General features: G+C 61.6%; 17 protein-coding genes and 5 pseudogenes. 8 read left to right on the forward strand and 14 right to left on the reverse strand.

Annotation, left to right across the window (positions count from 1 at the left end; translation table 11 throughout):
* Positions 1 to 78: 78 nt before the first annotated feature.
* Positions 79 to 1,416, reverse strand: coding sequence for an NADP-specific glutamate dehydrogenase (gene gdhA / locus LDP01_RS09985; RefSeq protein ID WP_224088816.1), 1,338 nt, complete (start codon positions 1,414 to 1,416; stop codon positions 79 to 81).
* A 214-nt stretch (positions 1,417 to 1,630) separates the two neighbouring features.
* Entirely contained in the window at positions 1,631 to 2,203 is a 573-nt protein-coding gene (locus LDP01_RS09990) for an ArsR/SmtB family transcription factor (protein ID WP_224088817.1), read from the reverse strand.
* 157 nt (positions 2,204 to 2,360) lie between these two features.
* On the opposite strand from LDP01_RS09990, the gene LDP01_RS09995 reads away from it, so the two are divergent.
* Complete coding sequence (locus LDP01_RS09995; protein ID WP_224088818.1) at positions 2,361 to 2,837, forward strand: hypothetical protein; 477 nt, start codon at positions 2,361 to 2,363, stop codon at positions 2,835 to 2,837.
* Between the two features lie 13 nt (positions 2,838 to 2,850).
* On the opposite strand, the gene LDP01_RS10000 is transcribed toward LDP01_RS09995, so the two are convergent.
* Positions 2,851 to 3,999, reverse strand: a complete 1,149-nt coding sequence (locus tag LDP01_RS10000; protein ID WP_224088819.1) for an acetoin utilization protein AcuC — start codon at positions 3,997 to 3,999, stop codon at positions 2,851 to 2,853.
* Here LDP01_RS10000 and LDP01_RS10005 point away from each other — a divergent pair.
* The 3 genes from LDP01_RS10005 to LDP01_RS10015 are packed head-to-tail and all read left to right on the forward strand — an operon-like array spanning position 3,998 to position 6,291.
* A complete protein-coding gene (locus tag LDP01_RS10005; RefSeq protein ID WP_224088820.1) occupies positions 3,998 to 4,135 on the forward strand; it encodes a hypothetical protein in 138 nt (45 codons plus the stop codon). The two genes, LDP01_RS10000 and LDP01_RS10005, sit on opposite strands and share 2 nt — an antisense overlap.
* Positions 4,136 to 4,178: 43 nt before the next feature.
* Positions 4,179 to 5,612: a TrkH family potassium uptake protein gene (locus LDP01_RS10010; protein ID WP_224088821.1), complete on the forward strand. Its 1,434-nt coding sequence runs from the start codon at positions 4,179 to 4,181 to the stop codon at positions 5,610 to 5,612.
* A gap of 40 nt (positions 5,613 to 5,652) precedes the next feature.
* Positions 5,653 to 6,291 carry a potassium channel family protein gene (locus LDP01_RS10015; RefSeq protein ID WP_377652913.1) on the forward strand — a complete coding sequence of 213 codons (639 nt, stop codon included), beginning with the start codon at positions 5,653 to 5,655 and terminating at the stop codon, positions 6,289 to 6,291.
* Between the two features lie 7 nt (positions 6,292 to 6,298).
* Here LDP01_RS10015 and proC read toward each other — a convergent pair whose 3' ends face one another.
* From proC to LDP01_RS10050, 7 genes and pseudogenes are all read right to left on the reverse strand, one after another.
* Positions 6,299 to 7,129: a pyrroline-5-carboxylate reductase gene (gene proC, locus LDP01_RS10020; protein WP_224088823.1), complete on the reverse strand. Its 831-nt coding sequence runs from the start codon at positions 7,127 to 7,129 to the stop codon at positions 6,299 to 6,301.
* Between the two features lie 277 nt (positions 7,130 to 7,406).
* Entirely contained in the window at positions 7,407 to 8,240 is an 834-nt protein-coding gene (locus tag LDP01_RS10025; RefSeq protein WP_216927041.1) for a sugar phosphate isomerase/epimerase family protein, read from the reverse strand.
* Position 8,241: 1 nt separating this feature from the next.
* Positions 8,242 to 9,363 carry a Ppx/GppA phosphatase family protein gene (locus LDP01_RS10030; protein ID WP_224088825.1) on the reverse strand — a complete coding sequence of 374 codons (1,122 nt, stop codon included), beginning with the start codon at positions 9,361 to 9,363 and terminating at the stop codon, positions 8,242 to 8,244.
* An 89-nt stretch (positions 9,364 to 9,452) separates the two neighbouring features.
* Positions 9,453 to 9,889 (reverse strand): annotated as a pseudogene (locus LDP01_RS23720) (SseB family protein).
* Positions 9,890 to 10,054: 165 nt separating this feature from the next.
* Positions 10,055 to 12,780, reverse strand: a pseudogene (gene topA, locus LDP01_RS10040) (type I DNA topoisomerase).
* 113 nt (positions 12,781 to 12,893) lie between these two features.
* Complete coding sequence (locus LDP01_RS10045; RefSeq protein WP_224165300.1) at positions 12,894 to 13,604, reverse strand: ArsR/SmtB family transcription factor; 711 nt, start codon at positions 13,602 to 13,604, stop codon at positions 12,894 to 12,896.
* On the reverse strand, positions 13,601 to 15,250 hold the full coding sequence (locus tag LDP01_RS10050) for a DUF7059 domain-containing protein (RefSeq protein ID WP_224088830.1): 1,650 nt from the start codon (positions 15,248 to 15,250) through the stop codon (positions 13,601 to 13,603). The genes LDP01_RS10045 and LDP01_RS10050 overlap by 4 nt, the downstream gene beginning before the upstream one ends.
* A 92-nt stretch (positions 15,251 to 15,342) precedes the next feature.
* Between LDP01_RS10050 and LDP01_RS10055 the strand changes: the two genes are divergently transcribed.
* Positions 15,343 to 15,786 carry a DUF6023 family protein gene (locus LDP01_RS10055; protein ID WP_224088832.1) on the forward strand — a complete coding sequence of 148 codons (444 nt, stop codon included), beginning with the start codon at positions 15,343 to 15,345 and terminating at the stop codon, positions 15,784 to 15,786.
* A 51-nt stretch (positions 15,787 to 15,837) separates the two neighbouring features.
* The gene (locus tag LDP01_RS10060; protein ID WP_224088834.1) at positions 15,838 to 16,371 is read left to right on the forward strand and encodes a DUF6023 family protein; all 534 of its coding nucleotides are present in this window, start codon (positions 15,838 to 15,840) and stop codon (positions 16,369 to 16,371) included.
* Positions 16,372 to 16,384: 13 nt separating this feature from the next.
* On the opposite strand, the pseudogene trhO reads toward LDP01_RS10060, so the two are convergent.
* Positions 16,385 to 17,282: pseudogene (trhO, locus tag LDP01_RS10065) on the reverse strand (oxygen-dependent tRNA uridine(34) hydroxylase TrhO).
* A gap of 170 nt (positions 17,283 to 17,452) precedes the next feature.
* On the opposite strand from trhO, the pseudogene LDP01_RS10070 reads away from it, so the two are divergent.
* Both LDP01_RS10070 and sftH read left to right on the forward strand, forming a co-directional pair.
* Positions 17,453 to 18,149: pseudogene (locus LDP01_RS10070) on the forward strand (GNAT family N-acetyltransferase).
* An 83-nt stretch (positions 18,150 to 18,232) separates the two neighbouring features.
* Positions 18,233 to 20,575 carry a DNA 3'-5' helicase SftH gene (sftH, locus tag LDP01_RS10075; RefSeq protein WP_224088835.1) on the forward strand — a complete coding sequence of 781 codons (2,343 nt, stop codon included), beginning with the start codon at positions 18,233 to 18,235 and terminating at the stop codon, positions 20,573 to 20,575.
* Between the two features lie 42 nt (positions 20,576 to 20,617).
* On the opposite strand, the gene LDP01_RS10080 is transcribed toward sftH, so the two are convergent.
* The 3 genes and pseudogenes from LDP01_RS10080 to LDP01_RS23950 form a co-directional block, all read right to left on the reverse strand.
* Positions 20,618 to 21,007: an Rv3654c family TadE-like protein gene (locus LDP01_RS10080; RefSeq protein WP_497946958.1), complete on the reverse strand. Its 390-nt coding sequence runs from the start codon at positions 21,005 to 21,007 to the stop codon at positions 20,618 to 20,620.
* 2 nt (positions 21,008 to 21,009) lie between these two features.
* On the reverse strand, positions 21,010 to 21,633 hold the full coding sequence (locus LDP01_RS23725; RefSeq protein WP_346658882.1) for a TadE family type IV pilus minor pilin: 624 nt from the start codon (positions 21,631 to 21,633) through the stop codon (positions 21,010 to 21,012).
* A pseudogene (locus LDP01_RS23950) lies at positions 21,630 to 21,794 on the reverse strand (DUF4244 domain-containing protein); the annotation flags it as partial. The gene LDP01_RS23725 and the pseudogene LDP01_RS23950, both read right to left, overlap by 4 nt.
* Between the last annotated feature and the right edge of the window lie 58 nt (positions 21,795 to 21,852).

Genomic DNA, 21,852 nt, shown 5'->3' on the forward strand with positions numbered 1-21,852 from the left:
CACCCAACTAGGTCGCAGTTAAGCACGTTTTGAGCCCGCTAAACGCGCTTAATTGCGACCCAATTGGGGGCGCGGGCGCTAGATCAGGCCCTGGGCCAGCATCGCGTCGGCTACCTTGACGAATCCGCCGATGTTGGCGCCCACCACATAGTTTCCGGGCGAACCATATTCTTCGGCGGTTTCTGCGCAGCGGTCATGGATGCCCACCATGATCTCGGTAAGCCGCTGTTCCGTGTGCTCGAATGACCACGAATCACGGCTGGCGTTCTGCTGCATTTCCAGCGCGGACGTAGCAACACCACCAGCATTGGCGGCTTTACCCGGGCCGAACAGAACGCCCGCCTCCTGGAACACTGACACTGCCGAACGCGTGGAGGGCATGTTGGCGCCTTCAGCTACGGCAATCAGGCCGTTGCTGACCAACTTGGCGGCAGCTTCGCCGTCGAGCTCGTTCTGCGTGGCGCATGGCAGCGCGACCGTGCCGTTCACGTCCCACACGGAACCGCCGGCAACGTGGCTGACTCCGGAACGGCGCGCAGCGTATTCGGTGAGGCGCCCGCGTTCCACTTCCTTGATCTGGCTGAGAAGCCCGACGTCGATTCCCGCCTCATCCACGACGTAACCGGCGGAATCGGAACAGGCCACCACGGTTGCACCGAGGGATTGTGCCTTGGCAATCGCGTTGATGGCCACGTTTCCGGAACCGGACACCACAACGCGCTGGCCATCAAAGGAAGCACCACGGGTCTTGAGCATCTCCTGGGCGAAGATCACGGTGCCGTAGCCGGTAGCCTCCGGCCGGACCAACGAGCCACCCCAGGAAATCCCCTTGCCGGTGAGGACGCCGGATTCATAGCGGTTGGTGATGCGCTTGTACTGGCCAAAGAGGTAGCCGATCTCGCGCCCGCCAACCCCAATATCGCCGGCCGGGACATCGGTGTATTCACCGATATGCCGGTACAACTCAGTCATGAACGACTGGCAGAACCGCATGATCTCGGCGTCGGAGCGTCCGCGGGGATCGAAGTCGGAGCCGCCCTTGCCACCGCCGATCGGCATGCCTGTAAGGGCATTCTTGAAGATCTGCTCAAAGCCGAGGAACTTCACGATGCCCAGGTACACCGACGGGTGGAACCGGAGCCCGCCTTTGTACGGCCCAAGCGCCGAGTTGAACTCCACCCGAAAACCGCGGTTTACGTGGACGCGGCCTGAGTCGTCGGTCCACGGCACGCGGAAGATGATCTGCCGTTCGGGTTCGCACAGACGCTCCAGCACGGCACCCTCAAGGAATTCGGGGTGCCGATCGTGAACAGGCCCCAGGCTTTCGAAGACCTCGGTGACCGCCTGGTGGAACTCCTTCTCGCCAGGGTTCCGCGCCAATACGGTGTTCCGGACAGCTTCGAGCCTCGAATCCATGCGTCTTCCTATCCATCCATGCGCCGACTGGCGACGAGACGATTCAGTCCCGTCATCGTTGCATCATTGGACGTAGGATCTCCATCCAGCGAGAATGTGACCCACGGGAAGAGTTAACACAACCGTAGAAAAACCCCGCAAACGCAAGGAAACCTGACGCTAACGAAACCTCACAAGGTGTTCAAGATCACGCTGGATTGAGTGGGTAAGCGAACTAGCGCTTGCGACCGAATTTCGGAAGGTTGGGAAGATTCGGAAGGTTGGCCAGCAGATCCGCCGCTTTAGTGGCAGCGCGGCCAACAGTCCGGCCAATCTGCTGCGGAACGGTATCGTCCGATGCCGGATCCAGCGAGACGGGCATCCCATCTGAGTGGACTTTCACGGCCTTGCTGACGGCCTCGGCACGAGTTGCAACGAGATCCGGCACAGTGGGTTCCACATTCGACGCGGCAGGCACAGCCTCAGCGGAAGCCACCGTTTGCGGCGCTGCTTCCTCGGATGGTCCGACGGCGGCACCAGCCGAGGGTCCGACGTCGAACGTTTCCAGCCAGGTAGCCACACCTGCCAGCGGCTTCGGGTTCAGCGCGTAGTAGCGCTTCTGCCCCTGGGCGCGCATGCTGACGAGGTCAGCCTCGCGGAGCACCTTCAGATGCTTGGAGATAGTGGGCTGGCTTGCAGCCAGTTCTTCCACCAGTTCGCCTACAGCTTTATCCCCAGAGCGGAGTGAAACCAGGATGTCGCGCCTGGTTGCCTCAGCTATGACGGCAAATACGTCGTCAGTCACCATGCCTCCCACCCTAGCGACATATACGCCAAATGGCATCCCTGTTTCGTGCCGCGACGGTGGTGGATCGTTGACCCTATCCAAGGCCAATGCTAAAACGGATTCACGGTCCGTCCGGGCTGCCAGGCCCCCGGCCGCCAAGAGCACGGGGTGCAAGGCCATGACTGACTATTTCCGGCGTCAAATGTTCAACATCATCGCCGCGGTATTTCTGGCACTTTTCGTGTTCGTTTGGGCTGCCGTCCTGTTGCGCGTCGGAACCTGGGTGCCCACCGGCGGTGCGGTTGCACCTGAACTCAATGGTGCCCTTGTAACAGCTGCAGGCGTACTCGCCACATCCCTGAGTTCCCTGACGGCATCCGCACTTGGCTTCACGATTTCCGAGGTCAAGAGGGACCAAGCCGAGGCTGGCCAGAGCAGCACTCTTGTCAGCCCCACCGAGGTGGCCAACAGGCTCTCCGGCCGTGTGATCTTCGCGATTATGGTCTATATGACCATGGGCATGCTCGTGTTGGTGCTGTGGCTGTTCAAAGGGCAAGCGTCCACGGACCTCATCGGCGCATTTGCCTTGTCCTTGCTGGGATGGCTCGTGGGTGCAGCGGGCGTGGTGTTCCAAACAGAGAACACCGGGCCGTAGGTGGCGAGACCGTCTAATCGAACCAGGGATCGAGCCCGTACAAAGGAAAGATCTCCTTGCGCGTGGCAATGACCGTCCGGTCCACCTCGTCCGCGGGGTCGTATCCAACTTCCCAGGAACGCCACCAGACATCCACGTCATCGCTCATCGACTCGGGCGCCCAAACCCCGTAAGTTTCCCTGACGTAGGTCCGCCAGGCCTCGGGAACGGGCGTGCTTAGCGGGACCGGCCGCTGCGTCACCATCCCGATCAGGTGGCTCCACGCACGTGGCACAACACCCGTGATGTCATAGCCACCTCCACCAGTGGCTATCCACCGGTTATCGCAGTACCTGGCGGCAAGGCTGGCGACGGCGCTGGCCGCCTCCCGCTGCCCGTCCACGCTGAGGTTGAGGTGCGTCAATGGATCCAGGCGGTGCGAATCACAGCCGTGCTGGCTGACAATCACCTCGGGATTGAAAGCTCCAACCAGCTGCGGTACCACCGCGTGAAAGGCGCGAAGCCATGCGGCGTCTCCCGTGAACGCCGGCAACGCAACATTGACAACCGTGCCTTGCGCATCCGGGCCGCCGGTTTCATTTGCGAAACCCGTTCCCGGAAAGAGGGTAAGCCCGGATTCGTGCAGGGAAATTGTCATGACGCGGGGGTCATTCCAAAAAATGCTTTGTGTTCCGTCGCCATGGTGGGCATCGACGTCGATGCTCACCACGCGCCGCACACCGCCGTCCAGAAGCCGCTGGATGGCGATTGCGACGTCGTTATAGACGCAGAATCCGCTGGCCCGCTCGCGCGCGGCATGATGCAATCCACCACTGAAATTCACGGCGCGCACGGCCTTCCCGGAGAGGATGGACTCAGCAGCCAACAGGGAACCACCGGCGAGTCGGGCACTGGCCTCGTGCATGCCGGCAAATGCGGGATCATCCTCGGTTCCGAGCCCCCGGTCTTCCTCGGGCATGGACGGATCCTGGCTAACGCGGCGCACCGCCGCGACGTACTCCGCGCTGTGCACCGAGCAAAGTTCGACGTCGGTGGCCAGCTCCGGCTTCTCCACCGCCACATGGCTGTGGTTGAAAAGACCAAGGGATTCCGCGAGCCTCGCAGTTAACTCCAGCCGCTGCGGGGCCATAGGATGGCTGGGACCAAAGTTGTAAGCAGTCATGGCCGGATCCCACACAACCGTCGTTGGCAGTGCGGATCGCGTAATGCTGGAAGCAGTTGTTCCAAGCCTGGAGTTCATCCAGAACAGGCTACCTGAGGCCGCGGAGCTCTACCGCCCGGTTACGCTGCAGGAATAGTGGTTTACTACTCAGGAAAGCATGTTCAACCGAGGAAGAACCCATGTCTCAAAGCCAGTCGCGCTCTGCGAGCCCGGCCAACTGGCAACCCGGCCAGCAGGAACGTGAAGGTCTGTGGATTTTCACGCGTGCGCGCGACTTCATTGACAACATCGCCAACACGTCCCCGGCCCGCCTGGCCCTGGTCGCTTTCGCCTCGGTGATCCTGCTCTTCACAGGCTTGTTGTCCTTGCCGTTCTCCTCGGCTTCGGGCGAACCTACTCCTCTGCACCAGGCCATGTTCACGGCGGTTTCCAGTGTCTGCGTGACCGGCCTGACCGTGGTTTCCACCGCCACCCACTGGTCCTTCCTTGGCCAGCTCATTATTTTGGTGGGCATCTTCGTGGGCGGCCTTGGCACTTTGACCCTCGCTTCACTGTTGGCCCTCATGGTCAGCAAGCGGCTAGGTGTACGCGGCAAGCTCATCGCCCAGGAGGCCATGAACAACGCCGGCAGGCTTGGTGAAGTGGGTACGCTGCTGCGCATCGTCATCGTGACCTCCGTGGTGATCGAAGGCGCCCTTGCCTTGGCCCTGATCCCCCGCTTCATGCTTCTCGGCGAGCCATTCTGGCAGTCGGTGTGGCACGGGGTCTTCTACTCGATCTCGTCCTTCAACAATGCCGGATTTACGCCGCACTCGGACGGAATCGTGCCCTACGAGACCGACCTCTGGATCCTGGTTCCACTCATGTTGGGCGTGTTCCTTGGCAGCCTCGGCTTCCCGGTAGTGATGGTTCTGCAACAGAACGGCCTGAACTGGAAGAAGTGGAACCTCCACACCAAGCTCACCATCCAGGTGTCCTTCATCCTGCTGCTCGCCGGCACGGTCCTGTGGGCGCTCATGGAATGGGACAACGTGCGGACCATCGCGCACATGGATCTTGGCGACAAGCTCATCCATTCCCTCTTTGCATCAGTGATGACGCGCTCAGGCGGGTTCAACCTGGTTGACCAGAACCACATGGAATCCACCACGATGCTCCTCACGGATGCCCTCATGTTTGCCGGCGGCGGCTCGGCGTCCACCGCGGGTGGCATCAAGGTGACCACTATCGCGGTCATGTTCCTCGCCATTGTTGCCGAGGCCCGTGGAGATGCCGATGTGAAGGTCTACGGACGCACGATTCCCCAAGGCACCATGCGGGTGGCCATCTCGGTGATTGTTGCCGGCGCCACACTTGTATCGGTCGCGGCATTCCTGCTGCTCTCCATCAGCGGCGCAACACTGGACAGGGTGCTCTTTGAAACCATCTCCGCCTTTGCCACAGTGGGACTGAGCACCAACCTCAGCGCCGAGCTGCCGCCGTCGGGCGTTTACGTCCTGACCGCACTCATGTTCGCAGGCCGTGTGGGCACCGTAACCCTCGCTGCCGGCCTGGCCCTGCGCCAGCGCAGCCAGCTGTACCACTACCCGGAAGAGAGGCCAATCATTGGCTAGTACCACAGGGGCGGCCAACCGCCCCGCCCACAACGCACCAGTGCTGGTCATTGGCCTTGGCCGGTTCGGGTCGGCCACAGCCGAGCAATTGGTCAAGCAAGGCCGGGAAGTCCTGGCGATTGAACGCGACCGGACGCTCGTCCAGAAATGGGCGCCCGTGCTCACCCACGTGGTTGAGGCGGACGCCACCAACATCGATGCCTTGCGCCAGCTGGGGGCCCAGGAGTTCAGCTCCGCCGTGGTGGGCGTGGGCACGTCCATCGAGTCCTCGGTGCTCATCACGGTGAACCTGGTGGACCTGGGCATCCAACACCTCTGGGTCAAGGCGATCACCCCATCCCACGGCAAGATCCTCAGCCGGATCGGCGCAAACCACGTGATCTACCCGGAAGCCGACGCCGGCGTCCGTGCCGCGCACCTGGTGTCAGGGCGCATGCTGGACTTCATCGAGTTCGACGACGACTACGCGATCGTCAAGATGTATCCGCCCAAGGAAACTGTTGGCTTCACGTTGGAGGAATCCAAGGTGCGTTCCAAATACGGCGTGACGATCGTCGGCGTGAAGACCCCCGGTGAGGACTTCACGTATGCGCGGCCGGAAACCAAGGTGTCAGGACACGACATGCTGATCGTGTCCGGACACGTCGATCTCCTGGAGCGCTTCGCAGCACGGCCCTAGGGCGCGGTTAGCCCAGCTGTTTTGTGATCTCGGCTGCGCGGTTGGCAGCCGCACGGGCTCCCTCCGCGATGATCCTGGGGATCCCGCCGTCGTCGAATGCTGCGATAGCTCGCTCGGTGGTGCCGTTGGGACTGGTTACGGCAACGCGAAGTGCAGTGGGGTCCGCACCTGGTTCCGCCAGCATGAAACCGGCGCCCGCCACCGTTTCGCGGGCCAGCATGACGGACAGTTCGGCGTCCAGCCCCAATTCAACACCCGCAGCGGCCATGGCCTCAGCCAAATAGAACGCGTAGGCGGGGCCGGATCCACTGATGGCGGACAAGGCGTCCACTTGCTCCTCGGGCACCTCCACAACCTTGCCGGCTCCTGCCAGCGCTGCCTTCACCTTCTCCAGCTGTTCCGGGGTGCAGTGCGTCCCGGGCGAAACGGATACGACGCCGCGACCCAGCTTTGCGGGTGTGTTCGGCATGGTGCGGATCACCGGCTGCCCCTCCGGGAGGGCGGCCTCAAGCTGCGCGATGGAAACCGCAGCAGCCACGCTCACAACAACGGTGTCCTTGGCGAGTGCCGGGCTGATTTCCCGGGCAAGGTCTGTAATGCCAACTGGCTTGACGCCAAGGATGACTATGCCGGAACCCTTGGCGGCGAGCTTGTTGTTGTCCGGCTCTTCCTCGCCGGCGATCGCCATAACGCCGTACCGCTGCGCAAGCTCTTCTGCGCGCTCGGCACGTCGGACAGTGGCGACGACATCGGATGGGTCAGCCCCGGCGGCAAGGAGACCGGCCAGAATTGCCTCGTTCATGGATCCACAGCCAAGGAATGCGATTCGGTTGCTCATTGCACCATCATGGCAGTTTGCCTATGGAGGGGTCGAACGCTGTCCGGATTCACAGCTTGTTCCCAAGAATATTGCAGGCAGCACCCAACCTTGGTCCGTAACTTAGTAGTTACCTCATTGAGGGTGCGAGTGATGAGGCGGGCATGGGGATGCCCGCCAACAGCACCGGTGGCCGGGGCGGGTTTTCCCCCATTTCCCGATTCGGCCGCCGGTGCTTTCGCTTTTAATGGCGTTGGCTTCCAATTACCGAGTTGGCTTCCAATTAGCGAGTTGGCTTCTAATTATCGTGCGACCGCACCAGCGGGATGCTGAGGTGCTGACGCGCGAAACGAAGCGTTTCAGCCAACATTTCTTCACGCTCACCAGCCACCTTGGCCTTGCGGGTTGAAATCTCCGCCACCACAACACCACTGAAACCGTTGGAAGCAAGGTGTTGGAGGGCGTCGGCGCACTGCTGCGTCCCCGTACCCGGCACCAGGTGCTCGTCCTTCCCGGAACCTGAACCATCCGTGAGGTGAACGTGGCGGAGTTTGCTGCCTAGTGCCTGGATGGCTTCCAAACTGTTTGCCCCCGCAGTTGCCGCATGCGAGAAGTCCCAAGTGACGTCGTCGTAATCCTGTCCCAAGGGATCCCAGTGCGGTAGGTAGGCAACAGCCTCCCGTCCGCGGACGCGCCACGGGTACATGTTCTCCACCGCGATGTGCACTTGATACATCGCAGCGATTTCCCGAACGCCCGCAGCGAAGTTCTCGGCATAATTCGACTGCCAGCGGAACGGTGGATGGACCACCACGGTGTCGCAGCCGACCTCCCTGGCCATCTGGCAGGACTTCTCGATCTTGTTCCATGCGGCTCCCCAGACCTGCTGGGTGAGCAGCAGCGTGGGCGCGTGAATAGAGACGATCTGCTGGTGGTAACGATGGCTCAGCTGGATGAGGGCGTCCGGATTCTGGCTCACGGCGTTGTTGGTGACCATGACCTCAACACCTTCATAACCAAGGTCCTGGGCAACCGCGAAAGCATCATGGACGCTCAGCGGATAGACGGAGGCACTGGACAGCGCCACCGGGATGTGGCGGTTATTTGCAACGGGCTCGACGTCGGTGCTCATCTCAGGAAGCCAGCCCGCCTGCCACGGGGGCCGGAATTGGTGCAGGAGCAGGGTTGTTCACGGGCACAGGGAACTCCTCAAACGTGTGCTGGGGCTCGTCGTTGTCCGTCGTCTTGTCGCCTTCCTTGGCTGCTTTTTTCTTGGACTTGTCCTTCTTGCGCTTCCCGACGTGAGGCGCGGGATCCACGGCATCATCGAAGACCAACTGGTCCAGGCGTCGAAGGATCAGCCCTTCCCGCAAAGCCCACGGACAGATTTCCATCTTAGGGAATTCAAAGAGCTCCAACGCGGCCTCCGCCACCAAAGCCCCGGCCAGCAATTGTCGGGCGCGCGCATCTGAAACGCCCGGGAGATACAACCGGTCCTCAACTTTCATGGCGGATATGCGCTGGGCCCACAAGCCAAGATCGGCAGCGTGGAGTTCCCGTTTCACATACGGACCGGCCGCACTGGGGGCAGCACCAGCGATCCGCGCAAGGGAGCGGAACGTCTTGGAGGTACCCGCCACCAGGTTGGCCCGGCCAAGCTCGTGGAAATTGCGGACAACAGGCTTGAGGGTAGAGCGAATGTACCGCCTCAGCTCCTTGACGCTCTTGGCGCTGGGTGGATCATCATGGAGCCAATCCCGCGTCAGCCTGCTGGCTCCCAACGGAACGGAGGTAGCGAATTCCGGGAGTTCGTCCGTGCCGTAGGCCATTTCGAAGGATCCCCCGCCAATGTCCAGATCCAGGATCGGACCGGCGCCCCAGCCGTACCAACGACGAACGGCAAAGAAAGTCATGGACGCTTCTTCGCTGCCCGTGAGCTCCTGGAGAGTCACCGTAGTCTCGTGTTTGACGCGGGCCAGGACCTCGGCGCCGTTGGTTGCCTCACGGATTGCCGAGGTACAAAACGCGAGCAAATCCTCGGCCTTGTGGCGTGCTGCGAATTCCCACGCCTCCAGGACGAACTCAATCAGCTCAGTCTGGCCGGCATCGTTGATGTTGCCATCGCCGTCGAGGTATTGCACCAGGGAGAGTGGCCGTTTGTGGGAGGCAAAAGCCACTGGGCGGGCACCGGGATGGGCGTCCACGAGCAGCAGGTGGACGGTGTTTGAACCGATATCGAGAACGCCAAGACGCATTCTGCCATTATTCACTGATTCGAAGCCGGGGAAGCAACTTGGCGTCCACGTTTCGCTGACAGGCAGACCTCCCGTGCCCAGGATGCCAGCTATTCCGTTGGCTCCCCTGCCTCGTCTGCCCGTTTGAAGTCGCGGCGGATATTGGCGATCCCCTCAGGATCGATTTCGAAGCCATATTCGCTTCCGGGGTTGATGACCATGCCCAGTTCGTCGCCGATGTTACCGAGGATCGCCGAACCCATGGTGCCCAGAATGTGCGGGGGGCCGCTTCCAGAAAGCGCTCATCCACTCGGCTTGGGTGGCTGAACACCGCAAGAACAGGCTGTCCGTCAGCGTTCGAAAGGACCAATGGCTCTACGGCAGAGTCCGGTCCATCCACTGCTTCGGAACTGATGAGGTAGACCTCGTTGTTCAGGAAAGCAAGGATGACGTCTACCGGGTTGGCGTCCGGCTGTTCAGCCAAGGCGAGCTTCGCTTCGAGGTCGTTCAAGGGTCCGTTGTCCGGTGAAGAAGTCTGTTCAGTCATGGTTCTACTCGACCACGCTGCCGTCCGGGACGCAATTCGATGGCTTCCCGGACCGCACCCTGTCTTGTTGAGGCGTCACCTTGTAGCCGGCCGCTCGTGGCCCGGCTGCTGTTGGCCCGGCTGCTTGTTGGCCCGCCTGCTTTTGGCCGGGCTACTTTTGGCTGGCTACTTTTTGGCGGCGGCTTTCCTGGCTGGCGCCTTGCGCGTAGTCGTCCGTTTGACGGGGCCCTTGGCCCGCTTCTCGGCAAGAAGTTCGACGGCGCGTTCCCGGGTCAGTTCCTCAAGGGACGTTGATCGCGGAACCGTGATGTTCGTGACGCCATCGGTGATGTATGGACCGAATCGGCCCTCCTTCACGACAATGTTCTTCTCCGACACGGGGTCCGGTCCGAACTCGGCCAGCGGCGGCACGGCGGCCCGGGCACCACGCTGCTTGGGCTGGGAGTAGATCTCCAAGGCCTGTTCCAGTGTGATGGTGAAGATTTCTTCTTCGGAGCCGATTGAACGGGAGTCCGTACCCTTCTTCAGGTAAGGTCCGAACCGGCCGTTCTGGACGGTGATGACATTTCCTTCAGCGTCCTCGCCCAGCACCCGGGGCAGGCTCATGAGCTGCAGGGGCCTCATCCAGGGTGACGCTGTCCACGGTCATGGACTTGAACAGCGAACCTGTGCGTGGTTTGGCTTTCACCGGCTTCTTTGGAGGCTTGGGCTTGCCGTTCTTGTAGTACTCAACGGGCTGGTTTGCCAGCTGTTCCTCGGTCATCTCGGGAATGATCTCGGTGACGTAGGCGCCGTAACGGCCGTTCTTGGCAACCACGGTATGGCCCGTGTGTGGATCGGTTCCCAGGACACGTTCCTCAGGAGCTGCAGTTTCCATGAGCTCGATTGCCTTGGCGGCTGTCAACTCATCCGGTGCGAGTTCCTCCGGGACGTTGGCCCGTGCGGACTCCACCACTTCACCGGTCTTCTCGTCAACGGTGGGAATGCTGCTTTCCAGGTACGGGCCGAACTTACCCACACGCAAGGTGATGCCCTCCGCTATGGGCACGGAGTTGATCTCGCGGGCGTCAATCTCGCCGAGGTTGTTCACGATGCTCAACAGCCCGGGATCAGCGTCTTCACCATAGTAGAAGTGCTTCAGCCACGCTGCGCCTACGGCTTGGCCGTTGGCGATTTTGTCCAGATCGCCTTCCATGTCAGCGGTGAACTCGTAGTCGACGTAATCCGTGAAGTGCTGCTCAAGCAAGCGAATCACCGAGAAAGCGATCCAGCTGGGGACCAGGGCAGAACCTTGTTTGCGGACATAACCACGGTCCTGGATGGTGGAAATCGTGGAGGCATAGGTCGACGGACGGCCGATGCCCCTCTTTTCCAGCTCAGCAGTCAGCGACGCTTCGGTGTAGCGCGGAGGCGGTGAGGTTTCGTGCCCCACAGCGACGATGTCCGAGGCCTGCAGGGAGTCATCCTTGGCCACGTTGGGCAGCCGGCGCGCTTCATCGGAGTCTTCATCTCCGCGGCTCTCGTCCTTGCCTTCCTCATAGGCGGCGAGGAAGCCGGGAAAGGTGATGACGGTACCGGAGGCCGAGAATTCAGCGTCGCGCCCGTCAGCTGCTACGGCACCCAGCCGGATGGTGGCCGTGGAGCCCTTGGCATCGGCCATCTGGGACGCGACCGTGCGCTTCCAAATGAGCTCGTACAAACGGAATTCGTCTCCGCTGAGCTGCTTGGCCACCTGGGCGGGAGTGCGGAACGAGTCACCGGCGGGGCGGATGGCCTCGTGGGCCTCCTGGGCATTTGCAGCTTTGTTGGCGTAGACGCGGGGGCTTTGGGGCACGTACTCGGGGCCGTAGAGCTCCGCGGCCTGGCGCCGGGCTGCTGTGACAGCTTCATCGCTCAAAGCGGAGGAGTCCGTACGCATATAAGTGATGTAGCCGTTTTCGTACAGGCGCTGGGCGACCTGCATGGTGCTCTTCGAGGAGAACCTGAGCTTTCGGCCGGCTTCCTGCTGCAGCGTGGAGGTGGTGAACGGTGCGGCAGGACGGCGTGTGTACGGCTTGGTGTCTACCGAACGAACGCGGAAATCGGCGTTCTGCAGGGCCTGCGGCCAAGGACGTGGCAAGTTCCTCGTTCAGGTGCACCACGTTGGAGGATGTGAGCTGGCCATTGTCATTAAAGTCACGACCACTGGCGACCTTGGAACCGTCCACCGCAGCAAGCTTCGCCTTGAAGGATCCCGAGTCGGCTCCGAACTGGCCGGTGAGGTCCCAGTAGGAAGCGGCCCGGAAAGCCATACGTTCGCGTTCGCGGTCAACCACCATGCGGGTAACCACGGACTGCACACGTCCTGCGGAGAGCCCCCTGGCGACCTTGCGCCACAGAACCGGCGAGATTTCGTAGCCATAGAGCCTGTCCAGAATACGCCGGGTCTCCTGGGCATCAACCAGTGCGGTATCGACGTCCCGAAGGTTATCCATGGCACGGTGAATAGCTTCCTTGGTGATTTCGCCAAAAGTCATGCGATACACGGGAACTTTGGGTTTAAGGACCTCAAGGAGGTGCCACGCGATGGCTTCGCCCTCGCGGTCCCCATCGGTTGCGAGATAGAGCGCGTCAGCGTCTTTCAGCTGCGCCTTGAGCTCGGCGACCTTTTTCTTCTTGTCCGGGGATACGACGTAGTACGGCTTGAAGTCGTTTTCGATGTCGACGGCGAACTTGCCCAGCGAGGTCTTCTTCAGTTCTGCAGGGAGGTCTGATGGCTGCGGGAGATCCCGGATATGGCCGATGGAAGCCTCGACGATGAAGCCCTCGCCAAGATACTTGGCGATGGTCTTGCTCTTGGCCGGAGACTCCACGATCACGAGTTTCTTGCCGGTTTTTGCCTTGCTGGGCACGGTGCTCCTACAGAAAAAATGTGTAATTGGGCTGGTGCCCATATTGGCCTAGTTCACCATAGATTGCAGAATCCTGCGTTCCGGTGTGGAAATCCGAGGGGCTGGCCGGACCCCTAGTGCCCAGGTGCCATGCGGTCATCCGGGATCATTGACCACAGAGTAGCAACACGCTCGGCACCTTGTGGAATCCGGGTGGGGTCGTCCAGTTCGTACTCCCGCAGGACCTCCCTGATCCGTTCGGAAAGCTCTTTGCGCTGCTGGTTGGTCAAGTACAGCAAATTGCTCGCCAGCACCACCGACGCCGGCTCGTCCGCCGCTTCGCCACGTTGCCGGCGTTCTCCGCGGGCCTTGGCAAAAGCCGAAGCTCTGCGCCGGAAGGCATCCAGCTCAAGATCGACCACTGCGATCTCCGGGCTGGCCACGCTGCCGCCTGAAATCCTGAAGTCAGTTCCAGCAGCCTTCCAACGGCGTTCCCTTGCGTCGCCGGCATTTTCCGCGGGGGCAACGATGCCCCACTTCTGGAGCGCGCGGAGGTGGTAGCTCATGGCACTGGGCGTCAGGCCGGTGCGGGCAGCGAGCTCAGTGGCTGTGTGGCTTACCTGTGTTGCGTAGAGCTCGGAGATGACCTCCAGGCGGGCGGCGTGCGCCAATGCACGGATAGCCTTGGGATCGGTTATCTCAACCGTTTTCTCGGCCCTCTTTCGCCGAGGGGCATCGCCCGACGCCTGGGATGTCTGGTTGTTCGCAATCACTTCATCAGTGTAAGCAGGGTCACTAACTGAGGACTTGCTACCGAGCGGGCGCGGCGGCCGTGCACTGTTCATACGGACGCCTCTTGCGTATCCGGGAGGAGGAACCCGTCCAGGACGAGATTCCGTACTTCGGCAAGAAGCCCTTCTTGGAAGGACCCTGAATCGAAGTCGTCCGCGCCGCCCAGGAGTGCTTCCAAGGCTCCGGCAATCTGCCTTACGGATAATTGGCCATCACAAGCAGAGACAAAGCCCGCCAGCTCCGTGCTGAGCAGGTTTGTTCGACGAAGGCCGGCCCCTTGCCTAAGGAGGATCACGCCTGGATGCACCGCCCCGGGACGCTGATGGCGTTCTTCGGTGACGTCCTCGGCCACCACAAGGTGTATTTCCGGCAAAGTACTGCCAGCGAGCCAGTCCGCGCGTTTCACGGCCGCGCCCAGATGGGGACCGATAGGTTGCTCAATGGGGTAAGTAATCTCCTCAAACCGGCTGATGCGTGCTTCGTTTGAAGTTTGTGGGCGGCGTAGCCAGATCATGCCAAAGCCGATTCCTTCAACATCCCTCGACGCGAAGTCCTCGAGGTACGCGGCGTATGACTGCTGATAGTGGCTGCGGTCCCGGTTCTCCGAAGCGTCCTGCAGCCAGGTCTCTGCGTACTGCTCCGGGCTCAGCTGCTCACGTTGAATGAACCAAACGTCCAGGCCTGAACCTTTCAGCCATGAGGAAGGCCTGTCATGCCATGGTGTCCCTGTGCGGATCTCCCAGTTGCCGAGCATTTGGGCTGTGCCGCCGGGTTCAAGGACGCCTGCCAGGGTCCGCGCCAACGAGGCGACGATCTCATCGCCGGGCAGGCCGCCGTCGCGGTATGTAAATTGATCAGCCAAGGATTCACCGGCGCTGCGCGGGGTAATGACGAAGGGCGGGTTGGAGACGACGAGCCCGAAACGTTCCCCCGCCACGGGTTCCAGGAGCGAGCCCAGGCGCAGGCTGACGCGGGCTTCGAGGTTGTTCGGATCCAGGTCCAGTTCCTGAGCGTTAAGGAGCAGATTGAAACGGGTGAAGGCGAGCGCCCTCCCGGAGATGTCCGTTGCCGTGACATGTTCGCAGTGATGCAACAAATGGAACGTCTGGATGCCGCAGCCTGTCCCGAGGTCCAGCGCACGGTGCGTGTGCTGCCTGATGGTTGTCTGGACAAGGGTTGTTGATGCCCGTCCTATCCCCAGCACGTGGTCGTTCCTTAGGACCCCGGCTTGTTGGTGGGCAGCGAGATCACTGGCTACCCAAAGCTCCGCTCCCCCGCTGCCGTCCGCATTGGCCTCCCAGCCATAGGGACGTAGATCCACCTTGGCCGTGGCAACACCGGCGTCCAGGGTGATAAGTCCAAGCCGGGCGAGTCCTTGGGCGCCCACGCCGGGGAGTGCAAGGTCAATATCGGACTGCGGCTGTGGGACAGCAAGCAACCACAGCCGCACTATGACGGACAGCGCCCGGGTGCTTTCCACGCCGCTCTTGGACATGCGTTCACTCACCAACAACGCTGGAATGATTTGGTCCCTGTTCAATGCGGCATAGGCGGATTCCCCCAGTAGTTCCGCAACGCCGTCGACCGTGTATGAGATGGCGCGAAGGTCTGAGGCCAGCGACGCAAGGAGCTCAGGGTGGTCGCTGCGCGGGGCGTCGTCAGTATTGCCAGCGGTAAATATTTCGGGGGTTTGAGTCACATTGCAAGTCTATGGGCGCCGCTTCATGGGAGACGTTTCCGGTTTGGGCTATGTGGACAAAACCTTGTTGGGGGACCCGGTAGCGTGGAAGCATGCTCAACCATTCCTCCACAAGGCGCCGCGCAGGCCTTGTTGTCATTGCTGCTGGGACGCTCCTGGCGGCCTCAGCCTGCCAGGGTCCGGTCAGCGTCGAACATGCCGATGTGCCGGCGTGGAAAGATAAAGTCCTGCCCACCGCCAGCACCGTGACGTTGGAGGATTCCGGCAAGATCCTGAACCGGGACCCGCTGGTCAAGGAGTCACCGGGCGTTGCCGCCGGGAATTACACACTGACGATGGCTTGTGATGGAGGAGGAAAGGTGTTCTTCGCCGTATCTTCCGGTGGAAAGCAAATCGCCGATGCGGGAGCCGCCTGCAACGGCAGCCTTGAAGTGGTGAAGATCAAAGTCCCCGCCACCGCCGCCCTCACTATCTCCACGAGTAGTGTGGATGCCCCGCTGATTTTTGCTTACCAGCTGGTGCCCGCCGCTAATTAGCCCCTTGCGCCAGCACTATGGTGCGCTTCCAGGCCAGCGTAAAGTCAACGTATGGGCAGCAAGGTGGCTGGCTCGGTTGTGTCCAGACGGCTGGCAAGTGCCGCCGTCGGGCTCTTGCTCGTGCTGGGTGGCGCGCTGACGGCGTGCGAGTACACCTATGACGACGGCGGGCGTGCGGATTCCAGCCCCACAGACACTACCGGCAGCAATGTCGTGCTTCCTCCCGACCCAGCCCTGGAGCAAACCGTTACAGGTGAGGCCCTGAAAGAGTGGGCCAAAGCGGCTTTGCCGGAATCGCAGGGGCAGTCGTTCTATTCGAGCAGCGGCTTCCTGAATTCCGGTGAGTCCAGAACTGAGCAGACCGTGCAGTTGCCCGGCGGAACGTACGCGGTGACGCTGGCGTGCCGCGGCACCCGCCGCGTTTCATTCGCAGTCAGCGTAGGCGAGACGGACTTGGTTGACCTGACCTTGGGATGCGCCAATGCCCGGGTGAGCGTGGTGCAGTTGGAAAAGGACGCCATCCTGGCCATCACTGTGGGCGCCCGATCCGACGCGAACTTTGCGTATCGGGTCAGCAGGCTCTGAAGGGGGTTGGAGCTCAGGCGGCTTCGCAGCCTCCGGGGCAGCGAAGGGTTTCAGGACTTGAGGCACATTCTGCACAGTAGAGAGTCAGCGTCCGGCAGCTCAGGTTGGAGCAGTTCTCGAACTTGTTGGTGGGCGCGGCGCAGCGAACGCACTCGCCGATGGTCTTGGCTTCGTCGCTGAACTCCACATGCATGCGTTTGTCGAATACGTAGAGCGACCCCTCCCAGAGGCCCTTGTCCTTGAAGGTTTCGCCATAGCGGACAATGCCGCCATCGAGCTGGTACACCTCTTTGAAACCGCGGTTGACCATCAAGCTTGAGAGCACCTCGCAGCGGATGCCGCCCGTGCAGTAAGTGACAACGGGCTTGTCCTTGAGGGCGTCATACTTGCCGGATTCGAGTTCCTTGATGAAGTCGTGCGTAGTGGCGACGTCCGGAACGATGGCGTCCTTGAATTTGCCGATCTGCGCCTCGAAGGCGTTGCGGGCCGTCGAAGAACACCACCTCTTCCCCGTCCGCTTTCTTTGCGTCCACCAGGGAGTGAAGTTCTTCAGGCTGGAGATGCTTGCCTCCGTCCACCACGCCGTTTTCGTCGACCTTCAGCTCACCGGGAGCCCCGAAGGAAACTATTTCGTCGCGGACCTTAACGCTGAGGCGTGGGAAATCGGCAGCCCCGCCCTCGGACCACTTGAAGTCGATGTCATGGAAGCCCTTGTATTCGCGCGTGGTTTTCACGTACTGCTTCATGTTGTTGAGCTCGCCACCAACGGTGGCGTTAATACCGTCCTTGGAGATCAGGATCCGGCCGGTGAGCCCCAGTTTCTCGCAGAGGGCACGCTGCCACAGACGCACGGCGTCGGGGTCGGCGATCGGGGTAAAGCCATAGAAAAGCACAATTCGGTTCAAAGCCACTATTAAAGGGTACTGGGTGTACTAAAATCTGCTGCGCTACGCTTACGGATGCACTGAGGGCCCGGAGAAACCTGACACGCTCCCAGCGCCGAAGTCACAATTTCATAAGCACGGATTCTTCCCCTGACCGGCCTCTGTTGCTTCCCCGGGCGCTGGCATAGTCTCTCTACATGAGTCCAGACGCCTTGGTTGAAGACATCGCGCACCTCTTGGAAGTCTGGGTGGCCGGCTGGTCCGGCTGCCGGGGCTACGAGTCACGTCAAGAGGGACGCTTCCCTGCCGCGCTGCGCGCCGATAAAACCGGTGACTGGGAGTACTTCGCCCATGATCCGTCCGACGAAGAGTTTGCCGCCCTCGCAGCGAAGACCGCGGAAGCCGAGACACGGATTCTGACGATACTCACCAATGACGTCCAGCGTTATAAGTACTTGGCCGAACAGCATGGGTTGAACGTCAACTCGGCCTCCCAGACCATGATGATCGTGGACATGGAAACCCAGGACGCCGAGGATCCCTGGCTGCCGGATGACGACCTGGAACTTGCCACTTCAGAATCCAACGGAGTCCACCACGCGGTGGTCCACTCGGGAGAGCAAGTTGCTGCCAGCGGCCGGGTGTTCGTGGTGAACGGCACTGCAGTCTTCGACAAGATCGTTACTGAGCCTGCCTTTCAGCGGCGTGGCCTGGGTAGCTTCATCATGAAGGCCCTTGCCGCCCAGGGCCTTCGAGCACGACGTCCAAAACGGCCTCCTCCTCGCCTCCTTGGACGGCCAGAAGCTCTACTCCCATCTGGGGTGGGACGTTGTGTGCCACGTTCTGATGATGTCAGTGAGCACCGGTGAGGGTTCGGACCTTTCCGTAGCGTGAAAACGCTTGTTTAACGGCCCTCGTCGACGCCGGTCCCTTCGGGTGCCGCCGTAGGCGCCGCCGCAGAGTGACAGAATGATTTGGTGGCTGCACCAAATTCGCTGATCTCCCTGCTGGGCCGGACCCCGGACCCGGAGCAGCTGCGCCATGTCCACACCATCCCTGCCCGCAAAGCCGTCAACGAACCGTGGCCCGAATGGGTGCACCCGGACATCGTCCAGGCCTACGGCTCCCTTGGCATCCACGAACCGTACCGACACCAGGTCCAGGCCGCCAACCTCGCCCAGGCGGGACAGCATGTGGTGATCGCAACGGGAACCGCCTCAGGGAAATCGCTCGCCTACCAACTACCCGCACTGGACGCGATCCACCGCTCGGAGCTGCGGGTATTGTCCGAGCCCGGAAAGATCCACGACGACGGTGCCGTGACACTTTATTTGTCCCCCACGAAGGCACTGGCGGCCGACCAATTGGCGGCCATCCGTGCCCTGAAGCTCCCTACGGTTCGAGCAGATACATACGACGGCGACACCGATGTCGCGTCTCGCCGTTGGATCCGCGACCATGCCAATTTCATCCTGGCAAACCCGGACATGCTGCACTTTGGCATTCTGCCCAACCACGCGTGGTGGGCACGGTTCTTCCGCAGGCTGCGCTATGTGATCGTGGATGAGGCGCACAGTTACCGGGGTGTTTTCGGCTCACACGTAGCCAACCTCATGAGGCGCCTTCGCCGGATCTGCGCCTACTACGGCGCCGGGAGCTCCTTCCCTGAGCCCGTATTCATCGCCGCCTCTGCCACTGCTTCCGAGCCCGCTGTCTCCTTCGGACGGCTCATCGGTGCTCCAGTGAGGGAAGTTTCCGAAGACTGTTCTCCACATGGCTCTACAACCGTGGCGTTCTGGGAGCCAGCCTTGACAGACGTCAAGGGCGAAAACGGAGCGAAGCAACGGCGGACTGCCGTGGCCGAAACAGCCGATATCCTGGCAAACCTTGTTTCCTCGCGGGTACGGACCATTGCCTTTATCAAGTCCCGGCGCGGTGCTGAATCGATTTCGTCCATCACCAAGCGGCTCCTGGACGAGGTGGATCCCAGCTTGCCCAGCCGCGTGGCGGCCTACCGTTCCGGGTACCTGCCTGAAGAACGGCGTGCCTTGGAAAAGGCGTTGCGGTCCGGACAGCTGCTGGGGGTTTCCAGTACCTCTGCCTTGGAACTCGGCATCGATATCTCCGGGCTTGACGCGGTTTTGGTCGCTGGCTGGCCCGGGACCAGGGCCTCGCTCTTCCAACAGATTGGACGCGCAGGAAGAGCTGGCCAGGATGCCATAGCGGCGTTCGTGGCAAGCGACGACCCCTTGGATACATACCTTGTGAACCATCCGGAAGCCATCTTCGATGTGTCGGTCGAGGCCACAGTCTTTGATCCGGGAAACCCGTACGTCCTGGGACCTCACCTGTGCGCCGCAGCAGCGGAGTTGCCCGTAGGTCCGTCTGAGCTCGAACTCTTCGGGCCCACAGCGGAAAGCCTCCTTGACCGGCTCGTCGTGCAGGGGTATCTCCGCAAACGCCCGGCCGGATGGTTCTGGACCCATCCGGAGAGTGCAGCCGGAATGGTAAATCTGCGGGCCGACGGTGGCGGACCCGTGAGCATCGTCGACGCCGGGACTGGTTCCCTTTTGGGCACGATGGACTCGCCGCAAACGCACTATCAGGCCCACACCGGAGCGATCTATGTCCATCAGGGGGACAGTTACCTGGTGGAGGAACTCAACGAGGCCGACCACTGCGTCATAGTGAGGCGCGTGAACCCCGATTTCTACACCACAGCCCGGGACGTAACGCAGATCGAAGTCCTGGAAACCTTGCGTTCGGTTCAGTGGGGCGACATCACGGCGCACTTTGGGGACGTCAAGGTCACAACCCAAGTGGTTTCCTTCCAGCGCAAGGCATTGATATCGAACGAGATCCTGGGCGAGGAGCCGCTCGATCTCGGGGCAAGGGACCTGTTTACCAAAGCGGTGTGGTTCGTTGTGGACAACAGGTCGTTGCATGGTGCCGGTCTGGTGGAAGCGCAGTTCCCCGGCGCTTTGCATGCGGCGGAACACGCGGCGATCGGCCTCCTTCCGCTGGTGGCGTCCAGCGACCGTTGGGACATTGGCGGTGTCTCCACCGCCCTGCATGCTGACACTGGGGTACCAACGATCTTCGTCTACGACGGGCACCCCGGTGGCGCCGGTTTTGCCGAGCGCGGCTTTGAGAAGGCCAAGGTGTGGCTTACAGCCACGCGGGAGGCCATCAAGGCGTGCGAATGCGAAGCCGGCTGCCCGTCCTGTGTGCAGTCGCCAAAATGCGGCAACAAGAACAACCCACTGGACAAGGCAGCCGCCATCACACTTCTGGATGTCCTCTTGAAAGATGCGGTCTAGCCTGGGGCAGTCCCAACCAACACGACGTCCCAGCCCGCTCGGTTAAGGAGGGGGCCCAGCCCGCGCCCTGCCTGTAGCCCTGCCGAAGAGGAACGGTTGTTCCAGTTCGGTGGCGACCTCCACCACTTCGCCCCGGACGACGTCGCAGGCTGTCACTGTGGCACCCTGCTGGCCTGCCACGCCGGCCGCCACGGCACAAGGATCACCCGAGGCTATTCCACGCGCGGCATCGGCCGCAGCGAGAGCTGCCAGGTCTGCTGCCGACGCAGCCCGTGACGCCATGACCCCCGCTTGGGCAAGAAGCAGCAGCCCGGCAAGCAACGCCAAGACTACAAACCCCAGTGTTAGAGCCAGAATTGTGCCGGATCCTTGCTCGGGGTTTGACGCTACAGGACGCCCCTTGAGGGTTCGCAGCAGTGGTAGGCAGCGCACGCTCACAACGGAATCCAAGGGTTCGCCGCAACCCGTGAGGCAGTATCCCCCGGTGGCATGTTCCGCGGTGATGCCCGTGGCGGTGATCCTAGTTGGGGTGAAGCCAGTTGGGGTGAAGCCAGTTGCGGTGCACCGACCGACGAGGCTCCCGGCATGTCGCTAGAGTCCCTCCGAACAGATGCCCCAGCTGCTTCACCGCGGGCAGACGCCGAAGCCGTCAACGTCCAAGGGATCAGTGAGCCCAGCGAACCTCCTGCCGCTGCGGAGGCTGTCACAGTCACCCAGTCGCCGTCGCTTGCCACCCCCACAGCGGCTCCCTCGCCCGCCAAGCGCCTGACGATGCCCTGCACTTCGCCGGAACTCTCACCCCGCGCAAGGCTTCGAGCACCGGCCCTGGCCGCCTCCTCCAACCGCAGTTGCGTTATCCCTGCTGCACCGGCAGCCAACAAGAAGGCGAACAGCAAAATCACCGCCGGCAGAGCGACTGCGAACTCAGCTGTTACGGCACCACGTTGCTTCTGCCTTGCGGGCGTTTTGATTGAGAGAGGCGCCAGCTTGATAGGGAGACGCGACAGCTTGATTGGGATAGGCACCAGCTTGATTGGGAAAGGCGCCAACGAGGTCATGGCAAGGACAGCGCGGTGCGAACCAGGTTGAGCAGGAAGCCCCGCACTTCCTCGCTCCGAAGGATAACCACCAGCAAACCAGCGAGCCCCACGGCCGCTAGCGTTGCTATGGCGTATTCCGCCGTCGCCATTCCGCCTTCGGACCCCATGAGCGGGGTTCGCCTGAAGGTCGTCTGCCTGAGGGTCGTCTGCCTGAAAGGGGTCCGCATAGGGATGGTT

This window comes from Arthrobacter sp. StoSoilB13 (assembly GCF_019977255.1).
GTDB lineage: Bacteria > Actinomycetota > Actinomycetes > Actinomycetales > Micrococcaceae > Arthrobacter.